We start from the raw sequence: 26,147 nt of genomic DNA on the forward strand, positions 1-26,147 counted from the left end.
CAGCGTTCGTCCTGAGCCAGGATCAAACTCTCCAAATGGAAGTTTTCGCATCGACGCGATGTCGATGAGAAAAGCTTCATGTGTTTGACTTGCTCAAAAACTTAACTAGCTATTTTAAAACATTGTCGGATTTTGACGTGATCCATTTGTTCAGTTTTCAAAGAACTTGCTGTCACATTTTGTCGTGACAAGAAACTATGGTATCATCTTCATTTGGCGTTGTCAACAGCTTGTTTTACATTTGCTATTGATTCGTATCGTTGTTTCCCGATGCCTCAGAAGCGACAAGAAATAATATATCATTTGGCCAACAACAATGCAAGTTGAAAAAAATTACATTTTTTTGCGACACATTTGCTTCTACTCACTGCTTGAAGAACACTTATTTCAACCGCATCATTTCCTAATTTATCATAAATGGCCCCCGCATCGAATGCAGGGGCCATTCTTTTACATAAATCAGTTATTAAACCGTTTCTCCTAATAGACGCAGCAGCTCGCTCTCATCTTCAATGACCGTTATGCCAAGCTCGCGCGCCTTCGTCAGCTTGCTTCCGGCGCTTTCACCGGCAATGACGAAGTCCGTTTTTTTGGAGACGCTCCCTGAAATCTTGGCGCCACAGGCTTCGAGTTTTTTGCCCGCCTCGTCCCTGGACATGGTAGGCAAGGTACCCGTTAGAACGACCGTCTTGCCGCTGAACACGCTATTCTGTCTAACAACCGGCTGCTGCTCAGCCTCGGCCTTCACGCCAAGCTCGCGCATACGTTTTATGCTGGCTGCGATAATTGGATCGTTAAAATAGTTCACAATGCTATCAGCCACAATGCCGCCGACATCAGGGAGAGCGATCAGATCCTCCGCTTGCGCTTGCATGATCAGATCCAAATTTCCATAGTGTTCGGCCAGCATTTTGGTCGTGGCCTTACCTGTATTCGGGATGCCAAGCGCAAATAAGAAGGATGCCAATTCGCGGTCCTTGGACTTCTCGAACGCATCAAGCAGCTTACGCGCCTTTTTCTCCCCAAAGCGTTCCAGCTTGATGAGATCGTCAAACGTCAACGCATAGAGATCCGCCGGATCACGAACCTCGCAATCCTTATATAGCTGTTCCGCTGTCATCACGCTGAACGTATCGATGTCCATCGCATCCCGTGAAGCGAAATGAGTGATTCGCCCGATAATTTGCGGCTGGCAGCCAAGCTTATTATTGCAGAAAAGATGAGCGCCTCGCTGCTCCAGCTCGGTTCCGCAGGATGGACAAGCGGTTGGAAAGACGATTTGGGTACCCGGTTCCTCGTCTGCCTTGCCTAATATTTCGGGATGAGGTAAGCCCCCGGCGCCTTGCCGCATATTTGCGGTAGGTTTCCAAAGACTCCCTCCAGAACCGTACGTACTCCTCTCAGAGTATACGGCTCGCCACCTTGTCAATCTAATCTTCCGGCGTGTAAGTCATCGTGACACTTTCTACAGATAGCGAGAGTCTTTCTCCTTCTCGAAATCATAAATTGTTCCCATTTCGCCTTACCTTTCAAGTCCTTGAGTTTTCTTACGTGGTGCATTTCGAGTTCGGTTTCAGCTTCGCACCATTCGCATTTATTTGCCAGCAATCGTACAACTAAACTCGATCTGCCTGAATAGATCAGTGTGTTAGGTTCTTTGTCAACGTCTGGATCTGCAATCGGGTTCTCGTGTCTCGAGAAGCTTTCGTTGAAAAAGAATCTAATCTTCTCGCCCTTCTTTGTCATGTATTTTACCGCGAATTTCCCATTAATCTTGTATTTGTCAAGAATTTGACGAACAGAGATTTGGTATTTACTCGCGAATGTCTTATACATGCTGTATTCCATGATGTAATGGAATTGGTTAAGGACACTGACATTGTTAGCAAGTCGGTAATAGTTGTATAACCCTCTTATTTCCGAGTTATAGATACTGACGATCTCAAGGTCGTCGTTATCGATCAAGTACCGTCTGTGGATGGATCTCCACGTACTGTCTACTTTGGTAACCAATGCCCCTAAGCTTCTAAGCTTTCCTTCCCAAGCATCCTTGGGAAGAAGGAGATATGGTTTGTAGTTTCTAGTTCTCCCGAATTTGCTAAACGATTCATCTCTTTGAACCGAGATGCCATACCCCAAGAATCTTGCGAACTTTGATGAGTGAGTGATCAGGGTCTTTTCCATGGAGAGTTCCAGTTTAAGCCTATCCTTAAGGAACTTGCCCACATCTGCTTTGACCTTTTCCGATTCCTGCTTAGAACCAATGATTCCAATCAAGAAGTCGTCCGCGTATCTTACGTAGACAAATCTTCTGAATTCTTCATCCATCGGGTGTAAGGCTGGAATGACCTTGATTCTTTCGTTTATCCGGTTTATTTCTTCGATGTACTCCGCCTTTTTGGCTTCGTCCCAAATTTCCTTGTTCTTCTCCAGCGTCCTTTGATATGATCTTCGTCTGCTTTCGATAAGCCGATATTCAGGATTCCTCTTTCGCTCTTTACCAGCGTTGAATTCCTTCTGGTAGTTGCTCATATACCTGTCAAATTCATTCAGGTATATATTTGCCAAGAGCGGGCTCACGATACCTCCTTGTGGTGTCCCACTGTAGGTGCCGTGAAATTCCCAGTCTTCCATGTATCCTGCTCTAAGGAATTTCCAAATTAACCGGATAAACTTCTCATCTTCGATTCGTTTTCTTAAGATTTCGATTAGCGTAGAATGGTCGATGTTGTCGAAAAATCCTTTAATGTCTCCTTCTACAAACCACCTTATTCCGGTAAACAGATTCTTAACTTGCTTAAGTGCTGTGTGACAGCTTCTGTTTGCCCTGAAACCATGCGAGGAGTCCTTGAAACTACCTTCATAGATAGCTTCCAGCACCATTCTAGCGACTTCTTGAACGAGTTTGTCGTCCATGGAGGGTATACCGTGCGGTCTTTTACCGCCGTTTTTCTTGTCGATATACTTTCTCCTTGCGGGATTCGGCTGGTACGATTCATCCTTTATTTTAGAGATGAGGTCGTTGATTCTTTTTGTACTCATGCCATCGATGGTTTGTCCATCCGTTCCCGCCGTCATGTTGCCCTCTTTAGGGGCAACCTTCTGGTACGCTCTCAGGTAAAACTCGGGATTGTACAGGTTCCTGTACAAGTCGCGATATTTATATTCCTTATCTCTTGATTTGGAAGATAGACTGTTTAACACGACTTCTGGAATTCTCAAGAGCCTCACGCCCCTTTCCATTTCGTATTAAACTGGACAAAGCTGTCCCCCTTCGCCATGTAGTGGGTTCTCCCTAAGGGCGCTGCCCCCGTTCGAGTGGAGAAGACATGTCACCATGCATCCATTGTTCCACCCTACCACCTCGGACTACTACGAGGACTCTGTTACCGTATCGGGCTTCATTAACTCCCGATTTAGGTAATCCCCATTTACGCTTCAGAGACATGCGCGTTACAGTGTCGGATGTGCCGTTCGTCCTTTAATCTCTGATTGAGCTTGCCCAGCTTTTGACCATCTGATTAACTATGTCATCCCGATAGTTAATCCATTATACACCAATGTTATTTCGATCGGCGTATTTCAGCTGTCCGACTTTTGCGCCTACCTGGTCGGAGGGAACGTTAACCCTGCTTGGACTGGCATTCAAGTAATTCAACTTTCATCCTCGTCTGTAACTTTTCACCTTGCACTTCAGTAGCGCCCTGGTAGTTAGGCGACTTAGTGCTTTGACCAACATGCTACACTCCCTCTTCGGTTTCCCTCCAAGATAAGTTGGCTGGTGACAGGCTTTGATGGTTCGCCTGCTGCTTGCAAAGCAGATTCTGCTGAAGCGCCTTTATGGGCGCACAATGACATCATTCGAACGGCGAATCGTAACAAGCGTGCCTAATGCAAACTTCAGGTTTTTGCGCTCGATGTCTCCTATATTGTTGAGCGTACAGTTCTGCACGGTAACGCCTGCCAGCTCGACCGCTTCAACCCTGGCTACCGGCGTTATTTTGCCCGTGCGGCCTACCTCCCACGATACTGATTCCAGCACCGTCGTCGTTTCCTCCGCTTCGAACTTGAAGGCAACCGCCCAGCGGGGAAATTTATCCGTGTAACCCAGCGCCTCGCGTGTCCTCATATCGACAACCTTCACAACTGCACCGTCAATCAGAAAATCCAGCTGCTCCCGTTTCTCGGTCACTAGCGCCAGCTCGGCCTGCACCTCCTCGATCGTATGATGATAGGTCACATACGGGTTCACTTTGAAGCGATTGTCATGCAAAAACTGCTGCATTTCGCGATGATCCGCAAATGCTGCGCCGTCGGCAAAGCCGATATTATAGAAGAAAGCATTCAGCTTCCGTTCCGCCGTGACCTTCGGATTCAAGTTCCGGAGTGCGCCGGCCGCCGCATTGCGTGCGTTCTTAAGCGGCTCGGCCGCTGTCTCGTTATATTTTGCCAGTACCGATAGCTGCATGATGCCTTCACCCTGCACCTCAATGATGCCATCTGTAAAAGGAATCGTTAGCGGTACCGAGCGAATCGTTTTCACCTGCTGCAAAATGCCTTCCCCGACCGTACCATTGCCGCGGGTCGCCGCTTGAACGAGCTGCCCGTCCTCATAGGTAAGATTCAGCGTCAGACCATCGAATTTCAGCTCGACCACATAGGCCGGCTGAGGAAGCGGCTCCTTGTCCGGATGTTTTGCGTTATAATCCGCGACAGCTTTAAGCAGACGGGTGTTCCATGCGAGCAAATCTTCATTGTCCTGCGCCTTATCGAGGCTCCATAAGCGAGCGCGGTGTTTGTAAGGCTCAAACCCTCCCAGAAGCTCACCGCCCACCCGCTGCGTTGGCGAATCCGGCAAAACAATGCCGGAAGCCGTCTCCAATGCGACAAGCTCATCGTAGAGCTTGTCGTAATCCACATCGTCTATCGCAGGCTGATCGAGCGTATAGTAGCGATAGTTATGCTCCGTAATAATCGCAGCAAGCTGCTGCATCCGTTCCATCTGAGCGTTCACGGGAGGCTCCTCCTTCTATTCGTCCAAAAATAACTGATTAACGCTACACTTTCGTTATCGGCGCAAAGGCTGCAAGCAAGGGCTTGATCCCTACCGGCGCGGGAAACGCGACATTTACCTGCATGTCCTTGCCCGTCCCCTTGACGGATACGATGACGCCTATGCCCCATTTGCCGTGCGAAACTCTGTCACCGGCAGCAAAATCGCGGGAGTCGGCGGCATCGCCCGCCGCACCGCTGCCCTGGGCCGCCCGAGCGGCATCCTGCATCGGCGTGCTCACCCGCACGCCGCCGCTGCCGCCCATCGCGGCCGGTCCCGTTCCCCCGATTCCCGGGGAACGGCCGCCCGCGCCAGGCGCGCCGCTTGCAGGCGTGCGCCCTGCGCCTAAGCGGCCGGCGGCGCTCTGCGCAGCAGCTCCGCCGCCGCTTGTGCCGCTTCGGCCGATCGCGCGGGAATAGCCGCCGCCGGCCGAGACGCCTTCCCTCACGCTTTCCGGAATTTCCTGCAGAAAGCGCGAGGGCATGTTGCTGCTCGTGCGGCCGAACAGGGTCCGCATCCGGGCGCAGGTCAAGTACAAGCGCTTCTCCGCGCGCGTAATACCTACGTAAGCGAGGCGGCGCTCCTCCTCGAGCTCCTCGTTGTCGGCCAGCGCCCGGCTGTGCGGGAATACGCTCTCCTCCATGCCGATAATGAACACGACCGGGAACTCAAGCCCCTTTGCGCTGTGCATCGTCATAAGCACGACAGCGTCCTTGTTCTTCTCGGCATCCTCTTCATCCTTGTTCATGGAATCGATGTCCGCGATCAAAGCCAAATCCGTCAAGAAGGATACGAGCGTCCGGTCTTCGTTCCGTTTCTCGAAATCCATCGTCACCGACAGAAACTCCTCAATATTTTCGAGTCGGGCCTTTGACTCGAGCGTGTTCTCCTGATGCAGCTCCAGTCTGTATTGTGAAAGCTCCAGCACCTTCTCGGTCAGCTCCGTCACCGACAAATAATCGACCATTCTCGTCAGGTTGTCGATGATATCGTGAAATTCCCTAAGCAGAGTTCGGGTCCGGCCATTCACCTCTACATCGCCCAGATCATTCAATACTCTATAGATGGAGGTCCCCCGTCTTGCCGCTTCATCCGCGAGCTTTCCAACCGTCGTATCTCCAATTCCCCGCTTCGGTACATTAATGATACGCTGCAGGCTAATATCGTCATCCGGATTGGAGACGAGCTTCAAATAGCCGAGCAGATCCTTGATCTCTTTGCGGTCGTAGAACTTAATGCCTCCTACAATTTGATAAGGAATGTCCGATTTTATCAGTATTTCCTCAATTACCCGCGACTGTGCATTCGTACGGTACAAAATCGCATGATCGGCAAACTTATAGCTCTTATTCACGTTTTTGCGAATTTCGCCCGTCACGAAATAGCCTTCCTCATGCTCTGAATCAGCTTGATACAAGGAAATCAAATCGCCCGCGCCCTGATCCGTCCACAGCTTCTTCGGCTTCCGTCCGGTATTAAGCTTGATGACCGCATTCGCAGCATCAAGAATATTCGCGGTCGAACGATAATTTTGCTCCAGCATAATCGTCCGAGCTTCGGGGTAGTCTCCCTCAAAATTCAAAATATTCGTAATATCGGCGCCGCGCCAACGGTAAATCGACTGGTCGCTGTCGCCGACTACGCATATATTATGATGCTTGTCCGCAAGCATGCGGGTCAGCATGTACTGCGCCCGGTTCGTATCCTGATACTCATCGACGTGGATGTAACGGAACTTATTTTGATAAAAATCAAGCACCTCTGGTACATCCTTAAATAACTGAATCGTCATCATGATCAGGTCGTCGAAATCGAGCGAGTTGTTGCTTCTCAGCCGCTTCTGATATTTCGTGAACACCTGGGCCACGATGCCCTGAAAATAATCCCCGACCTTCTGCTCATACTGCTCCGGCGAGATCAGCTCGTTCTTTGCGCCGCTAATCGCGGCTTGCACAGCCTTCGGCTCGAATTTCTTCGTATCGATATTCATATCCTTCATACAATTGCGAATGACCGAAAGCTGGTCTGACGAGTCCAAAATCGAAAAGCTAGACGTGAAGCCGATCCGATCGATGTCTCTGCGAAGAATACGCACGCACATGGAGTGGAAGGTCGATACCCATATGTCCCTGCCCGATGGACCGACCAGTGCGCTTACGCGTTCCTGCATTTCCCGTGACGCTTTATTAGTAAAGGTGATGGCCAATATGCTCCATGGCGCTACACGCTTCTTCTCTATTAAGTAAGCTATTCGATGCGTCAGCACGCGCGTCTTACCGCTGCCCGCACCGGCCATAATCAGCAATGGCCCGTCAGTTGCCAAAACGGCCTCCCGCTGCGGCGGATTAAGCTTCTGCACCGCTTGCTCGATGCCCATTTGATTCAACATGCTCCGACTCCTTTGTTCGCATATGTTCGCCTCCTCTAAGTGTAGACAACGACCACCCCCCGTGTCAATTTACAAGGCCAAAAAAACACACTACAATCCCATTCATCAACTAGCCTATACACATGACTCAATCGCGGCAAATAAAACGTATACGGCGAATCCTTAATGAACGTTACTGAGCTGACGGGATAGTGGAGCAAAGAAGAGAAAAACACATTATCCGATATTTAGCTAATCATATGCATGAGGCCTTAGCCTCACCCCCTCTTCCGGCTCCAAAAAAATAGCGCAGCTCATCATAACAAAGGTATGTCCCTCATGATGCGCCGCGCGATTTTGTACCAAACTACTTTGTATGCAGGCCGCTTCGCGGCGCTTTCTGTACAGCTGCTACAGTGGATAACGCAGCCGTAAGATCCGTATAAATAACGTTGCCGACGACGACGGTATGAGCTGCTTCCCCCGCTTGCCGCGCTTTGTCGGCATCGTCGATGCCGCCGCCATAGAACAGCTGCGCGTTAACGACCGCCCCGCGCGCCCGCTTCACAAGCTGCATATCTCCGAATCGGCCGCTGTATTCCAAATAGATAACCGGCAGCTGCATGAGACGGTCGGCCATCCGGACATGAGCGATCAGCTCGTCTTCGCCAAGCTCGGTCTGCGCCCCGGTCAGCTTTGCCGCTGTCGCCTCTGCGTTCAGAATAATATAGCCTTGAGCTGCTGTCTCTTCCCAGGGGACGAAGGTGCCGTACTCCTTCAGCCCTTCGGTTTGCCGCCCGTTAATCCATTCTGCCCGGTTCGTGTTAAGAACGAGGGGCACGAAATAACCGTCAAAGCCGGGGACGGCACCCTCCAGGGTGGACACCTCAAGCGCGCAATCTACCGCATATCTGCGAATGCGTGCCATAAGGTCGACCGTATTTTCAAAAGTTATGCCGCTGGAGCCTCCAACGATTATCGCATCGGTCCCTGACGTACATATCGCATCGAGCGCCTCGTCGGTTATTGTCCGATCCGGGTCGAGCTTAAACACATGCCTCCAGCCGGAAAACCATCTCTCACTCATTAAAGATCAAGCCTCGCTTTATCACAAAAAATAGAATACTCATTATGAGGTTATTCCTCTATGCTATGCCAGAGAGAATACCATGTCAAACGCTCCCATTTAATCTAGCTTTTTCTTTGCCTTTAGCTTCAATCATGCCGTTTACAGTAAAAATGCACCGCTCTCCCCATTCTCAGAGATAACGGTGCATCATAGCTGTTACGAAGTCAGGCTTCTTACTTCACCAGTTGGCCGCGCGTTACGCCTAGCTGGTTGATCGCCTTCAGGCTGCGCCAAACCTGCGTGCCGTTAATGCGGCCGTCGAGCGCATCGCGGTAGAGCGACAGCACCTCGAGCACCTTATCCGGCGTTTCCTCCAGAAATTCGACGCGGAAATGGGATACGCCAAGTCCGACGAAATTGCGGATATATTCCGCTCCCGACTGCTCGATCGCGTTGTATACCGTATTGCGGCAGCCTTCGTCGACGCGAACGGGATGCGCCATGCCGATCCGATCCTGCAGGGAAGCGCGTTGCTCCTCGCATGGACGGCCGCAATTCGTGAAGTCCGTACCTTCACTCATGAAGGTGCAATACACGCAATGCTCCGTATGGAACATCGGCAAATGCTGATGGATAACAACTTCCAGCTTCGACGTATCCGAACTTTCGAGCAAATCGACCATTTGCTGAATGTTCAGGTCGTACGACGGCGTAATGAGATCAAGCCCAACCTCAGTAAACAAGTTTACTGCTTTATGGTTCGCGACGTTCAGTGAGAAATCGCCGATCAGCTTCGGAAACGGCTTATTCGGGTTCTCCGCCCGGGCGCGCAGATAATAGTAAAGCGCGCCTGTGTTGCGGACGAGAACCGCGTCAGGCTGCAGCTTCAAAATATTCACGTGATAGCCGTTTTCCCCCGGCATATGAATGCGCGGCGTCGCCAGCGCGATCGGTTTGCCCGCTTCGCGAGCAGCTGCTACCGCTGCCGGAAACTGCTTAATGAATTCAAAATCGGCATAAATGCAGGCAACGTCGGTTTTCGCCGCCGCCTGCACCTGCTCAAGGCTGCGGCATAACGCTGTCAGCTTGGCGTCCTTGCCGCTACGCGGCGCCAAAATATCCTTCTGCGCCGCTCCGCCTTCGAACGCATCCGCGCGCGCATCGACCTCGCGCTTCACATATACAGGCGGCTTCGGACGCTCGCCGGTTAACAGCTCGACCGCTTCGCGGCGCAGCCGGTTCAGCTCGCGGATCGGTACGATGAGGTCTCCTTGCAGATCGACCTCCAGCTTATCCAGCTGATATACGGTGCCTCCAAGACGGCCCAACTGGTCCTCAAGCAGAGCCGCGTCCATTGGACGCTTCTGCGCTTGCTCCAGCTCAAGCTCGGAGACCACCTCTATGGTCGTCCCCTTCTGGACATCCGTCCACCAGGTACGCATCGGTTGTCCGAGCGCGCCGGTGACGCGGACATGAAGCGGAAATACGCGATACGGCTTATCCGTTTCGAACGTCGCTCTCAGACGCTTGTCCAGTGCCGGATCGCTCGTCTTCCATACGCGGTCGCCGACGTGGACCTTGCGCAAGTCAACGTCATCACGCCCCGCTACCAATTCAATCAGCGTGCCTTCCTGAGCTTCGCCTTCGATCTTGACGCCCTGACGTCGTATATCATAGACGCGGCCGCCCTCTTCCTTCTTCGTCGGATCGCCTGCGTCAAACACAATGCCATCGCCGCGCTTCAATGGCGCTTCGATGCGCAGCGTAACCGCATCGCGCATGATGCGCTCTACCCGGCCGAGGTAGACGCCACGGCTTTTCGGGAACGTGCCCTCTACGAGCTGCTTGTTGTTCGTTCCCGACAGGAAACCGTGCGTGAAGCCGCGCGAGAAGCTTTGCTGCAGCTCACGCACCTCCTCCGCCGACGGCTTCGACAGGTCGCCGTCGAAATATTTATCGATCGCGCGCCGATACTTGCTCACGACATTCGCGACATATTCCGGGCTTTTGAGACGCCCTTCGATTTTAAAGGACGTGACGCCCGCCTGGATGAGCTCCGGCACAATATCGATCGCCGCCAAATCCTTCGGCGACAGCAAATACGCGATGTCTCCCATCGGCTGCACCTCGCCGTCGACCATCAGATCGTACGGCAGCCGGCAAGCCTGCGCGCATTCGCCGCGATTCGCGGAGCGGCCTCCCCACATTTCTGAAGTGAGGCACTGTCCCGAGTACGATACGCATAACGCGCCATGCACGAATACCTCCATCGGCAGCTTCGCCTGCTCGCCGATCGTCCGGATTTGCTTCAGGTTATTTTCCCGTCCGAGCACCACCCGCTCAAGGCCGAACGGCTTCGTGAACTCCACCGCCTCGGGGGAAGTGATCGTCATTTGCGTCGAGCCGTGAATCGGGAAGTCCGGCGACAGCTCGCGAATAAGCTTTACCAGTCCCAAATCCTGCACGATTACGGCATCCACACCTGCATCGATACACATTTCAATCAGCTTCTGCGCGTCCCGCAGCTCATCTTCAAACACGAGAATGTTGAACGTTAAAAAGCCTTTCACACCGTACGTATGAAGAAATGCCATAATTTCCGGCAGCTCCTCGCTGCGGAAGTTGTTCGCACGGGCGCGGGCGTTAAACTTCTCCACGCCAAAAAATATCGCATCGGCGCCGTTCGCCACAGCCGCCCGCATGCAATCCCAATCGCCGGCCGGAGCCAGCAGCTCTATATCCGATCTTACTATTGTAGAAGTCATCTGAACGATCAATCCCTCACATTCTTGAAACATGCTTTCACTAGTGTAACAAACCGCGACGGTCTAATCCACCACCCATTACTGCCAGCTTGCACTCTTCATGCTAGTTTTGTTTTGTTATTATGCGATTTTGCTAAATGTGATTTCGGTTATGTGTTCCTTTTGCAGAAGTGTTATACTAGGAGAGAATGCTAAATCAATCCATTTGATGGATTCGGGAGGTAACGAAGTATATGAAATTAGGTGTATTCAGCGTTCTTTTTGCACAAAAGCCGTTCGAGGAAGCGCTCGACTATATTGCCTCCAAAGGGCTTGATGCGATTGAGATCGGAACAGGCGGTTATCCGGGAAATGCGCACTGCGATTTGGATGGATTGCTTGCTGACGAAGGTAAGCTGAAAGCGTTTAAGCAAGCAGTGGAATCACGCGGTTTGATGATCAGCGCACTTAGCTGCCACGCTAATCCGCTTCACCCGCAGAAGGCCATTTCCACCGAGCATGACGAGGTTATCCGCAAAACGATCGAGCTCGCTAACCGTCTTGAGGTAGCGGTCGTGAACACGTTCTCCGGCTGCCCGGGCGACCATGAGGATGCGAAATATCCAAATTGGCCTATAGCGCCTTGGCCGAACGATTTCCAGGATATATTGAAATGGCAGTGGGAAGCGAAAGTTATTCCATATTGGTCCGAGATCGGAAAGCTGGCTGAAGCTGGCGGCGTAAAAATCGGTCTTGAGCTGCATGGCGGCTTCTCCGTGCACAGCCCGGCGACTTTGCTTCGCCTGCGCGAAGCGGCCGGCAATGCGATCGGCGCCAATCTTGACCCGAGCCACATGTGGTGGCAAGGCATCGATCCGGTACAAGCGGTACATATTCTTGGACGCGCCGGCGCGATTCACCACTTCCATGCGAAGGATACGACAATTGATCCAATCAACGTCAATCATCATGGCGTAACGGATATGCAATCCTATGCGCTTATGCTTGACCGCGCGTGGCAGTTCCGTACTGTCGGCTACGGACATGATCTGAAGATATGGGCTGACATCCTTAGCGCCCTGCGTTTGGTCGGCTACGACTACGTTGTCAGCATCGAGCATGAAGACGGCTTGATGTCCGTTGACGAGGGCTTCACCAAAGCCGTTCAAAATCTGCAGCAAATTCTTATCCGCGAGCCGCTTGGCGAGATGTGGTGGGTATAATAAGCACAAGAAAGAAGGTCTGGCGGACATGTCCGCCAGACCTTCTTTCTTGTGCAATTTGAATGGTCTATGCCAACCATACTTTAGTGATCATAATGAAGTCGATCAACAGGAACAATCCAAGCGATACGGCCGTGAATCCAATCGCGAACAGATTCTTTTTCGGACGAGCGCTCAGCAGTCGAACGAAACCGATTGCAATCAGCACGGTAAACGCAAGCATGAACCAGTCGAAAGTTCCGATTTTACTTACTTCTTGAACTGCTTCTTCTGCTAAAAACATGAAGGGACCTCCTTTTAATTCGCACGTAGCCTATAATATTATATGTTAGCTATAAGTTGCTGCAGACGCAAGTCCAAAACTCGAATCGTAACAACTTTGTCACGATTTCCTGAAAATCGCCGCAATATAATATTTCTAAATGATTCACATAATAAAGTCTTATTAGTAGCCTGCTCTCAGTCATTGTAGCTGCATCTAAAATATGTTACCATCAACATAGTATATTCATACCTAGTTCGTCGGAATTTAATGGTATGGATGCCATTCACAAGGGGGATAACACTCATGGCTTATGAAGCTGTTTGGATGAACGATACATCCAAATTGAATAAATTCGAATTTGTTAAGATGGAAAAGGACGGCCTCGACGTTATTCGCACCATTATCGAGAAATATTCCAAGGAGGGCTACTCCTCCATTCCGGAAGATGACATGAATCGTTTCAAATGGGCGGGCGTGTATGAGCAAAAGCCGCGCGACGGCCATTTCATGATGCGTATTCGTATCAACACCGGTATTATGACAGCTGCTCAAGCGCGTATGATCGCTTCCATCGGACGCGATTATGGCCGTGACCTCATCGACGTTACGACTCGTCAAGCGATTCAATACCATTGGCTTAAAGTCGAAGACCTGCCGGATATCTTTAACCGTTTAGAGCAAGTTGGTCTATACAGCTTTGAAGCTTGCGGCGACTGCCCGCGTACGATTGTCGGCAATCCGCTGGCAGGCATTGATAAAGACGAGCTCATCGATACGGTTGATATTGTAAATGAAGTAAACGATTTTTACTTAATGAATCGTGATTTCTCAAATTTGCCCCGCAAATATAAAATGTCCATCTCTGGCAATGTCTATAACAACGCTTTGGCGGAAATCAATGACCTTGCTTATATTCCGGCGACCAAAGTAATTGATGGAGAAGAAGTAATCGGTTTTCACATTATGGTTGGCGGCGGTCTGTCAGCTAAGCCGCACATGGCAAAGCCGATCGATATTTTTGTGCGCCCTGAAGATGTGCTGAAGGTTTCCATTGGCGTTACTACGATTTTCCGCGATTACGGCTACCGCGAGAAGCGTCATCAAGCGCGTCTAAAATATCTGGTTGCGGATTGGGGTCCGGAAAAATTTCTCGAGAAGCTTACAGAAATTATCGGCGAAATGCCATCAAGAGGCGAAGATAAAACCGTTGGCTGGCAAGCCGCTTATTTCGACGGCGTTCACCCGCAAAAGCAAGAAGGCTTGAACTACATCGGTCTTAACGTGCCTGTAGGCCGCACGAACTCGGATGAGCTCGAGCAGTTAGCCGATCTAGCCGAGAAATACGGCGACGGCAAGGTTCGCACAACGATGTCGCAAAACATTTTGCTTGCCGGCATTCCAGACGATAAAGTAGAAGAAGTGCTCGCAGCACCTGTTCTTCAACGTTTGACGCCTAACCCTGAACATTTCATGAGCCGTACGGTTTCTTGCACGGGCAACGAATTCTGTAACCTTGCTGTCGTTGAGACAAAGGAACGCGCGCGCATCGTTGCGAATTACTTGGATGAAAACGTAAAGCTGGACGAGAAGATCCGCATTCACTTCATTGGCTGCCCGAATGCGTGCGGTCAGAAGCATATCGCGGATATCGGCCTTCAAGGCTCGCTTATCAAAACGCCTGAAGGTATGGTTGACGCGTTTGATATCGCTGTCGGTGGTATTCTTGGGCCTAATGCCCAATTCAACTCGCCGCTTAAAGGCCGTGTCAAAGGCGACAACATCGGCGATGTACTAAAGCAATTGATCGAGTTCTACAAGGCTCAGCGCAATCCGGAAGAAACCTTTAATGCATTCGTAAGACGTGTAGGCGTCCCTGCATTCCAAGAAAAGCTGACTTCAATTTTGGCTGTATAACCACAATCAATAAACAATAAAAACCGCTGTTTGTCTATGCTCTCGCACTAGACCGCAGCGGTTTTTTGTATGTTTACAACCAATCAATTTTATGGAATTCCTTTCCCTTACGCTTACGAGCCGGCCCAAACACGTCGCTCGCCTCTGGTAAAGGTAATTAACGTTTTTTTGCAGGATACCACCCTACTTTCAAACTCTTTGATCCATTATCCCATCTGCTCAAGAGATAGTCTTATGCTATAATAGTCCTCTCCATATCCCAAGTTGCGACTCAAACTAGGCAGCTCATTCATTCTTATTCTAAAAAAGCCTCAAGCTGATTTCCAGCTTGAGGCTTTTTGCAAATGTTACTTCACCGCGGCGGCAACCTTCTGCTGGGCGATGGTCCGTTCTCGGTCGCGCTCCAGGACAGGCTTTAAATACTTGCCCGTATAGGATTGATCTACCTTGACGACTTGCTCCGGCGTACCGGTCGCAACGATCATACCGCCGCCATTGCCGCCCTCCGGACCAAGATCGATCAAATAATCCGCCGTCTTGATCACGTCCAAATTATGCTCGATGACAAGCACCGATTCACCCGAATCGACTAAACGATGCAGCACCGTCAACAGCCGATCGATGTCATGGACATGCAAGCCCGTTGTCGGCTCATCCAAAATATATAGTGTCTTGCCCGTTGAACGGCGATATAGCTCAGCAGCAAGCTTCACGCGCTGCGCTTCGCCTCCAGACAAAGTCGTCGCCGGTTGTCCCAGCTTCATGTAGCCAAGCCCAACATCGAGAAGCGTCTGCACTTTACGATGAATACGCGGAATGTTCTCGAAAAACGAGCAGCTATCCTCGATTGTCATTTCCAGCACTTCGGCGATATTTTTGCCTTTGTATTTCACTTCAAGCGTCTCCCGGTTGTAGCGTTTGCCTTTGCAAATTTCACAAGGCACGTAAACATCAGGCAAGAAATGCATTTCGATTTTAATAATACCGTCTCCACGGCACGCTTCGCAGCGTCCGCCCTTCACGTTAAAGCTGAACCGGCCTTTCTTATAGCCTCGAACCTTCGCTTCGTTCGTGCTCGCGTACAAATCGCGAATATCATCGAATACGCCGGTATACGTCGCAGGATTGGAGCGCGGCGTTCGGCCGATGGGCGATTGGTCGATGTCGATGACCTTCTCCAAATGCTCCAAGCCGCGCAATTCCTTATACTGCCCCGGACGGGTCTTCGCCTTATTCAAGTCTCGCGCCAATGTTTTGTAAAGAATCTCGTTAACGAATGTCGATTTCCCTGATCCGGAGACACCCGTTACAGCCGTGAATACGCCGAGCGGAATTTTTACGTTCACGTTTCTCAGATTATTTTCCTTCGCGCCGTGAACCTCCAGCCACTTATCGCTCGTCTGCCGACGGTCCAATGGAACATCAATAAACTTGCGTCCGCTCAAATATTGGCCTGTCAAGGAGTTCTCGTCGGCCATCACCTCCGCAGGCGTTCCTTGCGCAATGACCGTTCCCCCATGAATACCGGCGCCTGGACCGATATCAATAATATAATCTGCCGCCAGCATCGTATCCTCATCATGCTCGACGACAATTAACGTATTGCCTAAGTTGCGCATATGCTCAAGCGTCTGAATCAAGCGGTCGTTATCACGCTGATGCAAGCCAATGCTTGGTTCGTCCAATATATAGAGGACACCCATCAGGCTGGACCCGATTTGCGTAGCCAGTCGTATACGCTGCGCTTCGCCGCCAGACAAAGTGCCGGCCGCACGGCTTAATGACAAATATTCAAGCCCGACATTGACCAGAAAGCCAAGCCGGCTGTTAATTTCCTTCATAATCAAACTTGCGATCGCCATTTCCTTGCCGCTCAGCTTCAACGTTCCGAAATAACGATTGGCTTCGCCGATCGAAAACGACGTGACCTGCGCAATGTTCTGCGCGCCGATCGTGACGGCCAGGCTTTCCTTGCGAAGCCGTTGTCCCTTACAGCCTCCGCATGGCTTAGCGCTCATATAATTTTCAATATGCTCACGCATCATATCCGAGGCCGTATCTCTGTAACGGCGTTCCAGATTATTCACGATACCTTCGAAAGGAACGTAGGCTTCCTTGCGATGTCCGAAATCATTCTCGTAAAGGAAGCGCACACGCTCTCCGCCTGTGCCATAGAGCAGCTTCTTCATCTGCTCCGGAGACAGCTCCGATACCGGAACGTTTTGCGGTATGCCGTAATGTACGCAAACCGCGCTTAGAAATTGCGGATAGTAATTAGAGGTGCTTCCCGCCCACGCCAGAAATGCGGCGTCGTCAATGGATTTGGACGTATCCGGGACGAGCAGATCGGGATCGACGAGCATTTTCACGCCTAGGCCGTCGCAATCCGGACAAGCTCCATACGGGCTGTTGAACGAGAACATCCTCGGCTCCAGCTCATCGATGCTGAAGCCGCACTCCGGGCAAGCCAGGTTCGAGCTGAACAGCAGCTCCTCTTGATCTATAATATCGACAAGCACACGGCCTTCGGACAACTTAAGCGCCGTTTCGAGAGAATCGGCCAGCCTGCTGTGAACGTCTGCCTTTACGACGATCCGGTCGACAACGACCTCGATGCTGTGCTTCTTGTTCTTTTCCAGCTCGATTTTCTCGCTTAGCTCGCGAAGCTCGCCGTTCACGCGAATACGTACGAAACCTTGTTTCTGAATGTCGGCCAGCAGCTTCGTATGCTCGCCCTTTCGGCCGGAAATAATAGGCGCCAATATTTGAAGCTTTGTTTTCTCCGGGTATTCCATGATCCGGTCGACCATTTGTTCGACCGTCTGCGATGTAATTTCAATCCCGTGCTCTGGACAGTGAGGCTTGCCGATGCGCGCGAAAAGCAGACGCAAATAATCGTATATTTCGGTAACCGTTCCAACCGTCGAGCGCGGGTTGCGGCTCGTCGTTTTCTGATCGATCGAGATTGCGGGAGAAAGCCCGTCGATGGAATCGACATCGGGCTTCTCCATTTGTCCGAGAAACTGGCGCGCATATGCGGACAAGGATTCCACATATCGCCGCTGGCCTTCCGCATAGATCGTATCGAATGCGAGCGAGGACTTCCCGGAGCCGCTAAGCCCCGTCAGCACGACGAACTTATCGCGCGGAATCGTAACGTCAATATTTTTAAGATTATGGGCGCGCGCGCCCTTAATTACTATTTTATCGCTAGCCAATCCGTTCTCCTCCTACTTATCCCATCTCTGCGCGCAGCTCCAGCAGCGCATCGCGAAGCTCCGCGGCGCGTTCGAACTGCAGGCTCTTCGCCGCTTCCTTCATTTCTGCTTCCAGCCTTTGTACGAGCGCTAAGCGATCCTTCTTGGACATCTTCCCTGCGCCTGCGCCGGTTAAGTAGTCGGCCTTCTGCTCCGCTACCTTCGTCGCTTCAATCACGTCATGAACCTTCTTGCGAATCGTTTGCGGCGTAACGCCATGCTTTTCATTGTATGCAAGCTGAATCGTACGACGGCGTTCGGTTTCTTTGATCGCCCGATCCATCGAATCGGTTATTTTGTCGCCGTACATGATGACGCGGCCCTCGCTGTTGCGTGCGGCGCGTCCGATCGTTTGAATAAGCGCGCGGTCGGATCGAAGGAAGCCCTCCTTATCCGCATCCAAAATCGAAACCAAGGATACCTCCGGCAAATCAAGCCCTTCCCGAAGTAAATTAATTCCGATGAGAACATGGAAAACGCCTAATCTCAGATCGCGCAAAATAGCCAGCCGCTCCAGCGTCTTAATATCGGAATGGAGATACCTGACCTTAATGCCGATCTCCTTCATGTAGTCGGTCAGGTCCTCCGACATCTTCTTCGTTAATGTCGTGACAAGCACCCGCTCATCCTTCGCGATCCGGTCGCGAATTTCGTTCAGTAAATCATCGATTTGTCCCTTAGTAGGACGAACGTCAATTATCGGATCGATTAGGCCGGTTGGACGAATGATTTGCTCTATCATCGTCGGACAATGCTCGATTTCATAAGGGCCCGGTGTCGCAGACACATAAATAAGCTGCTTCGCCTTCGCTTCAAACTCCTCGAAGCGCAAAGGGCGATTGTCCATCGCCGACGGAAGACGGAAGCCGTGATTGACGAGCATTTCCTTACGCGCGCGGTCCCCATTGAACATCGCGCGAATTTGCGGCAGCGATACATGGGACTCGTCGATAACAATCAGCATATCGTCCGGAAAATAATCGAGCAGCGTATACGGAGTAGCTCCGCGCTCCCTAAAGGTCAACGGACCCGAATAGTTCTCGATGCCCGAGCAGAAGCCCATCTCCGCCATCATTTCAAGGTCGTAGCGCGTCCGCTGTTCCAGACGCTGCGCCTCCAGCAGTTTGCCTGCCTCGCGCAGCTCCGTCAAACGCTCCTCCAGCTCCCGCTCGATATTCACGATCGCGAGCTTCATCGTATCCTCGTGAGTAACGAAGTGAGAGGCCGGAAATATCGCGATATGGTCGCGTTCGCCGATAATTTCACCGGTCAGGACGTCAATCTCGGATATGCGTTCGATCTCGTCTCCGAAAAGCTCGACCCGGAGCGCCCGCTCGTTATTCGCCACGGGAAAAATCTCAACGATATCGCCGCGTACCCGGAACGTTCCCCGCGTAAAGCTAATATCGTTCCGTTGATACTGAATATCGACGAGTTTATGCAAAATCGCATCTCGCGGCTTTTCCATCCCGACGCGCAGCGAAAGCACCAGGCTCCCGTATTCTATCGGCGATCCCAGACCGTATATACAGGACACGCTCGCCACAATGATAACGTCTCTTCGTTCGAACAAGGCGCTCGTCGCCGAGTGCCGCAATTTATCGATTTCATCGTTAATGCTGGAATCCTTCTCAATAAAGGTGTCGGTAGAAGGGATGTAGGCTTCCGGCTGATAGTAGTCATAGTAGCTTACGAAGTATTCAACGGCATTGTCGGGGAAAAAGTTCTTAAACTCGCTGCAAAGCTGCGCAGCCAGCGTCTTATTATGCGCAATGACGAGCGTCGGCCGGTTCACCTTCGCTACCGCATTCGCGATCGTATATGTCTTGCCTGTACCCGTCGCTCCAAGCAGAGTCTGATGCCTCTTCCCTGCCGCAAGTCCTTCCACAAGCTCCTTGATCGCTTTCGGCTGATCCCCTTGAGGCGTATATTCCGATTTCAATTCGAACAGCTTCGTATCCTTTGTAAGCTCGTTCACGCCTGTCATCCACCCCCGTCTTTCCGAATTATCTTAACATTATAGTCAAATATATGAATTTCATTTCATCGGCTGTCATAGAAATAGGAATGTTTGTTCCCGTTTATTATATCGCTTTTCAGCTCGAGAAGCAATCCGAGTATCAGAAGCCTACACGAAAGACTGCCTGTCATGGTCTCATTGACCCTAACAGGCAGCCCCATTCAAGTTTCCTGTATCTGCTAAGCATCTATCCTCTCAGCCTGATCGCCGCGGCGATTCGAGGCGCGGGAACCGCGAAGCAGCTCGAGCAGCGATGCCGGTCCTGAAGCGGCATAATAATTGGCCTGCTCATCCGGAGCCAGAATGACACCCAGCTGGTGATGCTCGCCGGCAAAGCGCGCCCGCTGCGCGAACTTCAGCTCGCCTTCCAGGTTTAACACCTCCAGTTTGCAGAAAGCTGAATTTTGCACTAATGCTTCGTAGAGCTCCTCCTTCGTTTTGACGCGCACTCCGTTAACCTTATGCAAAATTTCGCCGATGGCCAGTCCCATCGCAGCTGCTGGCGTGCCCGGTACAATGCCGAGAATACGCAACCCTCTTGCGTCATTCACGTACAGCGGCGAGCGAGCCGCCTCGAGCGACCGGCTGCGCCAAACGATCGCCTCATGCAGCAGGAGGGAAGCCAGCGCCGCAACCGGCAGCAGCAGCGGCTGCCGCCAGGCAAGAAGCGCTGCCGCCGCTAGACAAACACTATAAAGCAGCAGCCCTCTCGCCGCATGCTTTGCCTTATCCTGCGGCAGCATCGAGCGGGTCATTTCGGTGAAGCCGATGATCATCGGAAGCGCAACGAAAGTCCAGCCTTGCGACCAATCCGCTCCGAATAGCGGCGTCCAAGGCAGCGCTGCCGTTGACGCACCGCTTCCCGCAGCAGGCACAAGCATAAGCAGCGGAACGGGCCAAAAGCCTTGCAGCATATAACCGCCGACGAGCTTGCCTCTCTTTCCTTCCACAAATAGGGGTGTTGCCAGCCGATCGCCTTGCCAGCGTACGAGCGCCGCTTCAGCCAAATGAAGCAGCGCCACCAGCATCAATAATCCTGCAGCATCTATGCCGGCAAGCGAAGCAGTAAGCGATCCGATCCAATCCGGCCGTTCCAAAAGGCTCGTCCATCCAAACAACCATTGCAGCAAAGCAATGATCCCCGCGCTGTAGGCAAAGCAAAGGTAACGAATTTTTACAAGCATGAGAACCGCAGCAACGGCCCACAGCCACAGAACCGATTCGGCGGTCATGGCAGCGCCGATAAAGGCTCCCGCGACCGATACGGCTGCACCGATCAACAATCCTGCGAGCAACGACTTAGCGACAAGACCTGGCCAATTGTGAAGCTTAACGGCAAATAATTGCCGCTCCATTCGAATTTGCCTCATAGTCTGCAAAACGATAAATAACACCGCAATATAGTAAAATGGCTGCGCAACCAGTCGAACAGCCGCTTGTCCAAGCATTTCGAGCACTTCTGCCGCCGTTTCCAAAGCTATCACTCCTTCACCCGTACTTCTCCAGAAAAAAAATAAAAGGCCGGCTCAATGACACGGAGCCAACCCTTTATTCATTCGACATGCTTGTATCATTTCCTGCCTACAGCCTTAATTGCTTCATGAAGCTGCGTATCATGCCGCTTATCCTGAATCCATGCAATGACCGCTTTCTCAAGCGCCTCGCCGGTCTGCTTATCGACCTGTCCAGTAGCCGGCAAGCCGTGCTCGGATTGAAACTTTTTAACGGCCTCCGCCGTCTCTGCGCCAAAGTACCCATCCTCGCGCTTCGGCTCGTAACCCAGTCCGTGCAGCATAATTTGCATGCTCTTCACTTGCTCGCTGATCATATCCTGCTTTAGCGTCTCGTTCAGAGAAAGTCTGGCTACCGTATACAGATCCGGCGGCTGAACCTCAATGTCCGGCTTAATGCCCTTCACATGGATCCAATTTCCCTTTGGCGTTAACCATTTGGCAATCGTCATTTTCACGATGCTTCCGTCTCCAAGCGCCTTGTTATAGCTTACCTGAACCGTCCCTTTGCCGAAGGACGTCTCGCCTACCAGCTTCGCGCCAGCGCCCTCCTGCAAAGCTCCGGCCAAAATTTCCGATGCGCTTGCGCTTCCGTTATTCATAATTACCGCGATCGGATACGGTTTGCTTTGGCCCTCGGACAACGTTTTCTCCCGGTTCCCGTCCCGATCCTCCACCTGCACGATCGTCGTGCCCTTCGCCATGAAGGACTGCGCGATTTCGACGACGACCGGGAGCACTCCTCCCGGATTGTTGCGTACATCCAGTACGAGTCCCTTCATGCCCTGCTTCTCCAGCTTCGCGAGTTCTTCCTTGAACCGTTCAGCCGTGTGCAGCGAAAACTGCCGAATCTCAATCACGCCCACACCATCCGGCCTTAGACTGCCATAGACCGTTTCTACATCAATATCATCACGGATGAGTACGAGCTGTATCGGCTCCGAGAAGCCCGCCCGCTGCACCTGAATTTTTGCTTTCGTACCTTTCGGGCCGCGTATTTTCGCGACGGCCTCCTGCAGGTTCAGCCCATCCAGCTTCACGCCGTTTACGGTGAGCAGCACGTCCTTAGCCAGCAAGCCCGAGCGCTCGGCGGGAGATCCCTTGATCGGGGATACGACAACGACGCGTCCATTTTCCAACGTTACCTCTGCGCCAATCCCGGTGAAGGAGCCTTCGATCGATTCCGAAAAATGCGTCGCTACCTCCTTCTCCATATACACGGAGTAAGGATCCTCCAGCGAGGACATCATTCCGCTCACCGCGCCGTCGACCAGCTCACTGCGATCGACCTTTTGGTAATATTTCGTTTCGATCAATTCCAGTACCGCGTTCAGCTTCGTCAGCTCATTTTCCTTCAGCCTGAAGCGCTCACCCTCTTCGGCTGAGGCAGCCGTGAGTGCAGGCGCAGACTGCTCGTCCGGCTTTATGAACTGATCCGCCAACGTTAAGGTTACGAGCACGGACGCGATCATCGTCAGCATAACGAACGCGAATACTGTTCGTCCTTTGAATTGCACCTGTCTACACCACCTTCTCATCTTGCACGGTCTTTGATTTAAGACCACCCTAGTATATGACAAGAGGCTTTCAATTATTTGTCTTATACGGTTAAAGTTACGTTTATCTGCAGCACTGTGTACAAACAAGGCAGCCACATGGGCTGCCTCAAAGAAGTCTGCGTATGCGTCGTAACTTATTTCAAGTAGCTGCTCGGATTAATCGGCACTTCGTTTTTGCGTACTTCAAAATGCAAATGCGGTCCCGTCGAGTTGCCCGTGCTGCCAACCTCGGCGATTTTCCCGCCCTTTTTCACGGAGTCGCCTTTATCGACCTTAATGCCGCCGTTACGAATATGTGCGTATAGAGTCCAAAGGCCGTTTCCGTGATCGATGATGACCGTATTCCCGTAGCCGCTCATCGTTTGTGCGACTATGACGATACCGTCCTCTGCCGCATAAATAGACGTGCCCTGCGGCGCCGCGAAATCAATGCCTGTATGCGTATGCCTCTTGCCCGATATCGGATGGATCCGCGTGCCGAAATTGGAGGTGAGTCTGTAGCTGCTTTTTATCGGCATGCCTAGTTTTCCGCCAGTGTATGGATTCTTGATTCTTTGCTGCTCGGCAAGAAGCTTGGATTCCTTCGAGGCAATTGTAAGCAGCAGTTTTTCCTGCTCCTCGCTGATGTCCTCATAATGCTCGGCTAATTCTCCGTATTCCGCAATCTTGCTGTCCAACAATTTCACATTATTGTTGTAGCTGGCGATTGTAACTTCCTTTTCCTGCTCCTTCTTCACCAGATGGAGCTCGTATACCTCAAGCTTCTTGTATTTTGTCTTCACTTCCGCCAACTGTATTTCTTGCTCCGCCTTCTTCTGATCGACAAAAACCTTCTCCTGTTTTTGCTGCTCCAAAATGTCGCGGTCCTGCATCAAAATCGATTGCAGTGCGTCAAAGCGGTCAATAAAATCGGAAAAGCTTGTCGCACTCATCAGAACGTCCATATAGGAAACGAAGCCGTTCGTATACATGAGGCGCATCCTCGATTGGAGCAGCTTGTCCCGCTCGGCGACCCGATCCTCTGCCTGCTCCAGTTCAATCGTCGTCTTCAAGAGTTCCTCTTCCTTCTGATCGAGCTCCTCTTGCGTTTTCATTTTGTTCAAAGAGGCATTGTCAATTTCAACCATAAGATTGGTGATCGCCGCTTGCTCTTCCTTAATCCTGACCTCTAAATCTTCCTTCTCGTGAGCCGCATTAGCCGCCTTGTTCTTCGCATTGTTCGCCTGCTGCTGGGCATTGGCCGCTCTTCTCTCCGCCTCGCGCTTTTCCTGTTTCGTTGCTTCAAGCTGCCTCTGAATATCGGTAAGAGATGCCGCCTCGCCCCCGGTTGGCTGTACCGCCAATACGAACAGCATGGCAACGGCAATGAACCACAACGATTTCCTCTTCTGCACGCTCTCGTTCACCTACACTTTCAAATACTTTCGGATTGAAATCGTACTTCCCCAAATACCGATCACCGTACCAAGTCCAATGATTAGTCCCGCGGTTTGCCAGCCGGACTCCTGCAGGGTGACAAGCTTTATCATCATTAGCGAGAGCTCCATCTGCGTAAAATTCACGAGCTGCGCATAGCCTGCCAATAACAAAATTGTTGTGACGATGGAGCTTATAATTCCGATGAGCGCTCCTTCAATAAAAAACGGCCAGCGGATAAAAGAATTAGTCGCTCCAACCAGCTTCATAATTCCGATTTCGCGGCGTCTGGCTATAATCGTCATTTTGATTGTGTTGGAAATAAGGAACATCGCCGTTACCGCGAGCCCGATCACGAGGACAAGCCCTGCGTAACGGAGGGCGTTGGTCACTTTAAACAACGTTTCTATCGTGCCTTGACCATATTTGACTCTCTCGATCGGCTGCTGCTCGTCGGCCTGGTTGATCTTGTTGATTTGCTCGACAGCAAGCGCGACCGATTGCGGATTGTACACCTCAACGGTAAACGAATCCGGCAACGGATTTTTATCGTTCTCATAACCGTCGAGCAAATCCTTGTTCTCCTCGCCTAAATTTTTGCGGAGGAGCTCAAGTCCCTCTTCTTTTGAGACGAATGTTATTTGGCTTACTTCGGTCATGTTGCCTATTTTGTTTTGCAGTTCCGTTATCTTCGCCTGATCGACATTAAGCTGCAGAAAAACGCGAATTTGAACTTGGCTTTCGATTTGCGCCGCCATACTGTTTACATTCATGGCCAGTAATAAAAAGACGCCCAAAACGAATAAGGAGATGAAGATCGAGCTCATCGAAGCGAACGACATCCAGCCGTTGCGGATGATGTTCTTGGCGCCTTCGCGAAGATGCCTGAGAATCGTGCTAAACTTCATAGCCGTACTCCCCTCTAGCCTCGTCACGAACGATATTGCCGTTCTCGATTGCAATGACGCGCTTGCGCATGGAGTTTACGATATCTCTGTTATGCGTTGCCATCACTATTGTTGAACCGCGTAAGTTAATTTCCTCCAGCAAATTCATGATACCGAGAGAGGTTTCCGGGTCAAGGTTGCCCGTAGGCTCATCCGCTACAATTACGGAGGGATTATTCACGATCGCGCGCGCGATCGAGACTCGCTGCTGCTCGCCGCCTGATAATTGGGCCGGTAAGCTCGCATGCTTGTGCTTTAAACCGACAAGCTCCAGCACCTCCATCGTGCGTCTCTTAATGATGCGGCGAGGCGCCTCGATAACCTCCATCGCGAAGGCGACATTTTCATATATCGTTAATTTGGGCAGCAGTCTAAAGTCTTGAAAAATGACGCCGATATTGCGTCGAACGAAAGGAATTTTGCGCGGCTTCAGCTTGCCGATGTTAAAACCGTTTACCGAAATCTGTCCTTTTGTCGGAACTTCCTCGCGATAGATCAATTTCATGAAGGTAGATTTACCCGCTCCTGAAGGCCCTACCAAGTAGACGAATTCATTGCGATCTATACGAACGGAGACGCCTCTCAACGCATGCGTACCGTCGGTGTACGTTTTCCATATGTCTTGCATCTCAATCACATCATCACATCCTGTTAATAGTCAGTTGTACTATTTCGACAGATTGCGCTGAATTCCTTCATAAGCGGCTCGCTTTCTTCATATTTCACAAATCTAATTTAAGCTGGCCTTGTCGAATCCGGTATCTGGAAGGCAGAGACAAATATGTCGAGCAAGCTGCATAT

Annotated in this window: 14 protein-coding genes and 2 pseudogenes; 2 read left to right on the forward strand and 14 right to left on the reverse strand. The window is 51.3% G+C overall.

Features of this window, described 5'->3' with window-relative positions; genetic code table 11:
• Window positions 1-466: 466 nt before the first annotated feature.
• From L1N85_RS19970 to L1N85_RS19995, 6 genes and pseudogenes are all read right to left on the reverse strand, one after another.
• Window positions 467-1,321: pseudogene (locus L1N85_RS19970) on the reverse strand (helix-hairpin-helix domain-containing protein); the annotation flags it as partial.
• A gap of 104 nt (window positions 1,322-1,425) precedes the next feature.
• Window positions 1,426-3,222 (reverse strand): reverse transcriptase/maturase family protein, encoded by a 1,797-nt coding sequence (locus tag L1N85_RS19975; RefSeq protein WP_235240810.1) that lies wholly within the window; start codon window positions 3,220-3,222, stop codon window positions 1,426-1,428.
• A gap of 628 nt (window positions 3,223-3,850) precedes the next feature.
• Window positions 3,851-5,002, reverse strand: a pseudogene (gene ligA / locus L1N85_RS19980) (NAD-dependent DNA ligase LigA); the annotation flags it as partial.
• A gap of 55 nt (window positions 5,003-5,057) precedes the next feature.
• Entirely contained in the window at window positions 5,058-7,442 is a 2,385-nt protein-coding gene (gene pcrA, locus L1N85_RS19985) for a DNA helicase PcrA (protein ID WP_235240811.1), read from the reverse strand.
• A gap of 346 nt (window positions 7,443-7,788) precedes the next feature.
• Complete coding sequence (pcrB, locus tag L1N85_RS19990; protein WP_235240812.1) at window positions 7,789-8,508, reverse strand: heptaprenylglyceryl phosphate synthase; 720 nt, start codon at window positions 8,506-8,508, stop codon at window positions 7,789-7,791.
• Between the two features lie 215 nt (window positions 8,509-8,723).
• Complete coding sequence (locus L1N85_RS19995) at window positions 8,724-11,255, reverse strand: U32 family peptidase (protein ID WP_235240813.1); 2,532 nt, start codon at window positions 11,253-11,255, stop codon at window positions 8,724-8,726.
• Between the two features lie 233 nt (window positions 11,256-11,488).
• Here L1N85_RS19995 and L1N85_RS20000 point away from each other — a divergent pair, with 233 nt between their 5' ends.
• Window positions 11,489-12,457, forward strand: a complete 969-nt coding sequence (locus L1N85_RS20000) for a sugar phosphate isomerase/epimerase family protein (protein ID WP_235240814.1) — start codon at window positions 11,489-11,491, stop codon at window positions 12,455-12,457.
• Window positions 12,458-12,524: 67 nt separating this feature from the next.
• Here L1N85_RS20000 and L1N85_RS20005 read toward each other — a convergent pair whose 3' ends face one another.
• A complete protein-coding gene (locus tag L1N85_RS20005; protein ID WP_235240815.1) occupies window positions 12,525-12,740 on the reverse strand; it encodes a hypothetical protein in 216 nt (71 codons plus the stop codon).
• A 285-nt stretch (window positions 12,741-13,025) separates the two neighbouring features.
• On the opposite strand from L1N85_RS20005, the gene L1N85_RS20010 reads away from it, so the two are divergent.
• Window positions 13,026-14,636 carry a nitrite/sulfite reductase gene (locus L1N85_RS20010; RefSeq protein WP_235240816.1) on the forward strand — a complete coding sequence of 537 codons (1,611 nt, stop codon included), beginning with the start codon at window positions 13,026-13,028 and terminating at the stop codon, window positions 14,634-14,636.
• Window positions 14,637-14,983: 347 nt separating this feature from the next.
• Here L1N85_RS20010 and uvrA read toward each other — a convergent pair whose 3' ends face one another.
• The 7 genes from uvrA to ftsE all read right to left on the reverse strand — a co-directional run bounded on the left by uvrA (window position 14,984) and on the right by ftsE (window position 25,983).
• Window positions 14,984-17,854 (reverse strand): excinuclease ABC subunit UvrA, encoded by a 2,871-nt coding sequence (gene uvrA / locus L1N85_RS20015; protein WP_235240817.1) that lies wholly within the window; start codon window positions 17,852-17,854, stop codon window positions 14,984-14,986.
• A gap of 16 nt (window positions 17,855-17,870) precedes the next feature.
• The gene (gene uvrB / locus L1N85_RS20020; protein WP_235240818.1) at window positions 17,871-19,880 is read right to left on the reverse strand and encodes an excinuclease ABC subunit UvrB; all 2,010 of its coding nucleotides are present in this window, start codon (window positions 19,878-19,880) and stop codon (window positions 17,871-17,873) included.
• A 212-nt stretch (window positions 19,881-20,092) separates the two neighbouring features.
• Entirely contained in the window at window positions 20,093-21,388 is a 1,296-nt protein-coding gene (locus L1N85_RS20025; protein WP_235240819.1) for a PDZ domain-containing protein, read from the reverse strand.
• Window positions 21,389-21,483: 95 nt separating this feature from the next.
• Window positions 21,484-22,941 carry a S41 family peptidase gene (locus L1N85_RS20030; protein WP_235240820.1) on the reverse strand — a complete coding sequence of 486 codons (1,458 nt, stop codon included), beginning with the start codon at window positions 22,939-22,941 and terminating at the stop codon, window positions 21,484-21,486.
• Between the two features lie 176 nt (window positions 22,942-23,117).
• The gene (locus L1N85_RS20035) at window positions 23,118-24,377 is read right to left on the reverse strand and encodes a murein hydrolase activator EnvC family protein (RefSeq protein WP_235240821.1); all 1,260 of its coding nucleotides are present in this window, start codon (window positions 24,375-24,377) and stop codon (window positions 23,118-23,120) included.
• Between the two features lie 12 nt (window positions 24,378-24,389).
• The gene (ftsX, locus tag L1N85_RS20040; RefSeq protein ID WP_235240822.1) at window positions 24,390-25,307 is read right to left on the reverse strand and encodes a permease-like cell division protein FtsX; all 918 of its coding nucleotides are present in this window, start codon (window positions 25,305-25,307) and stop codon (window positions 24,390-24,392) included.
• On the reverse strand, window positions 25,297-25,983 hold the full coding sequence (gene ftsE, locus L1N85_RS20045; RefSeq protein WP_235240823.1) for a cell division ATP-binding protein FtsE: 687 nt from the start codon (window positions 25,981-25,983) through the stop codon (window positions 25,297-25,299). Before ftsE ends, ftsX begins: the two co-directional genes overlap by 11 nt.
• Window positions 25,984-26,147 lie beyond the last annotated feature (164 nt).

This window comes from Paenibacillus alkaliterrae, from assembly GCF_021532375.1.
In the GTDB taxonomy this organism is placed as follows: Bacteria; Bacillota; Bacilli; order Paenibacillales; family Paenibacillaceae; genus Pristimantibacillus; species Pristimantibacillus alkaliterrae.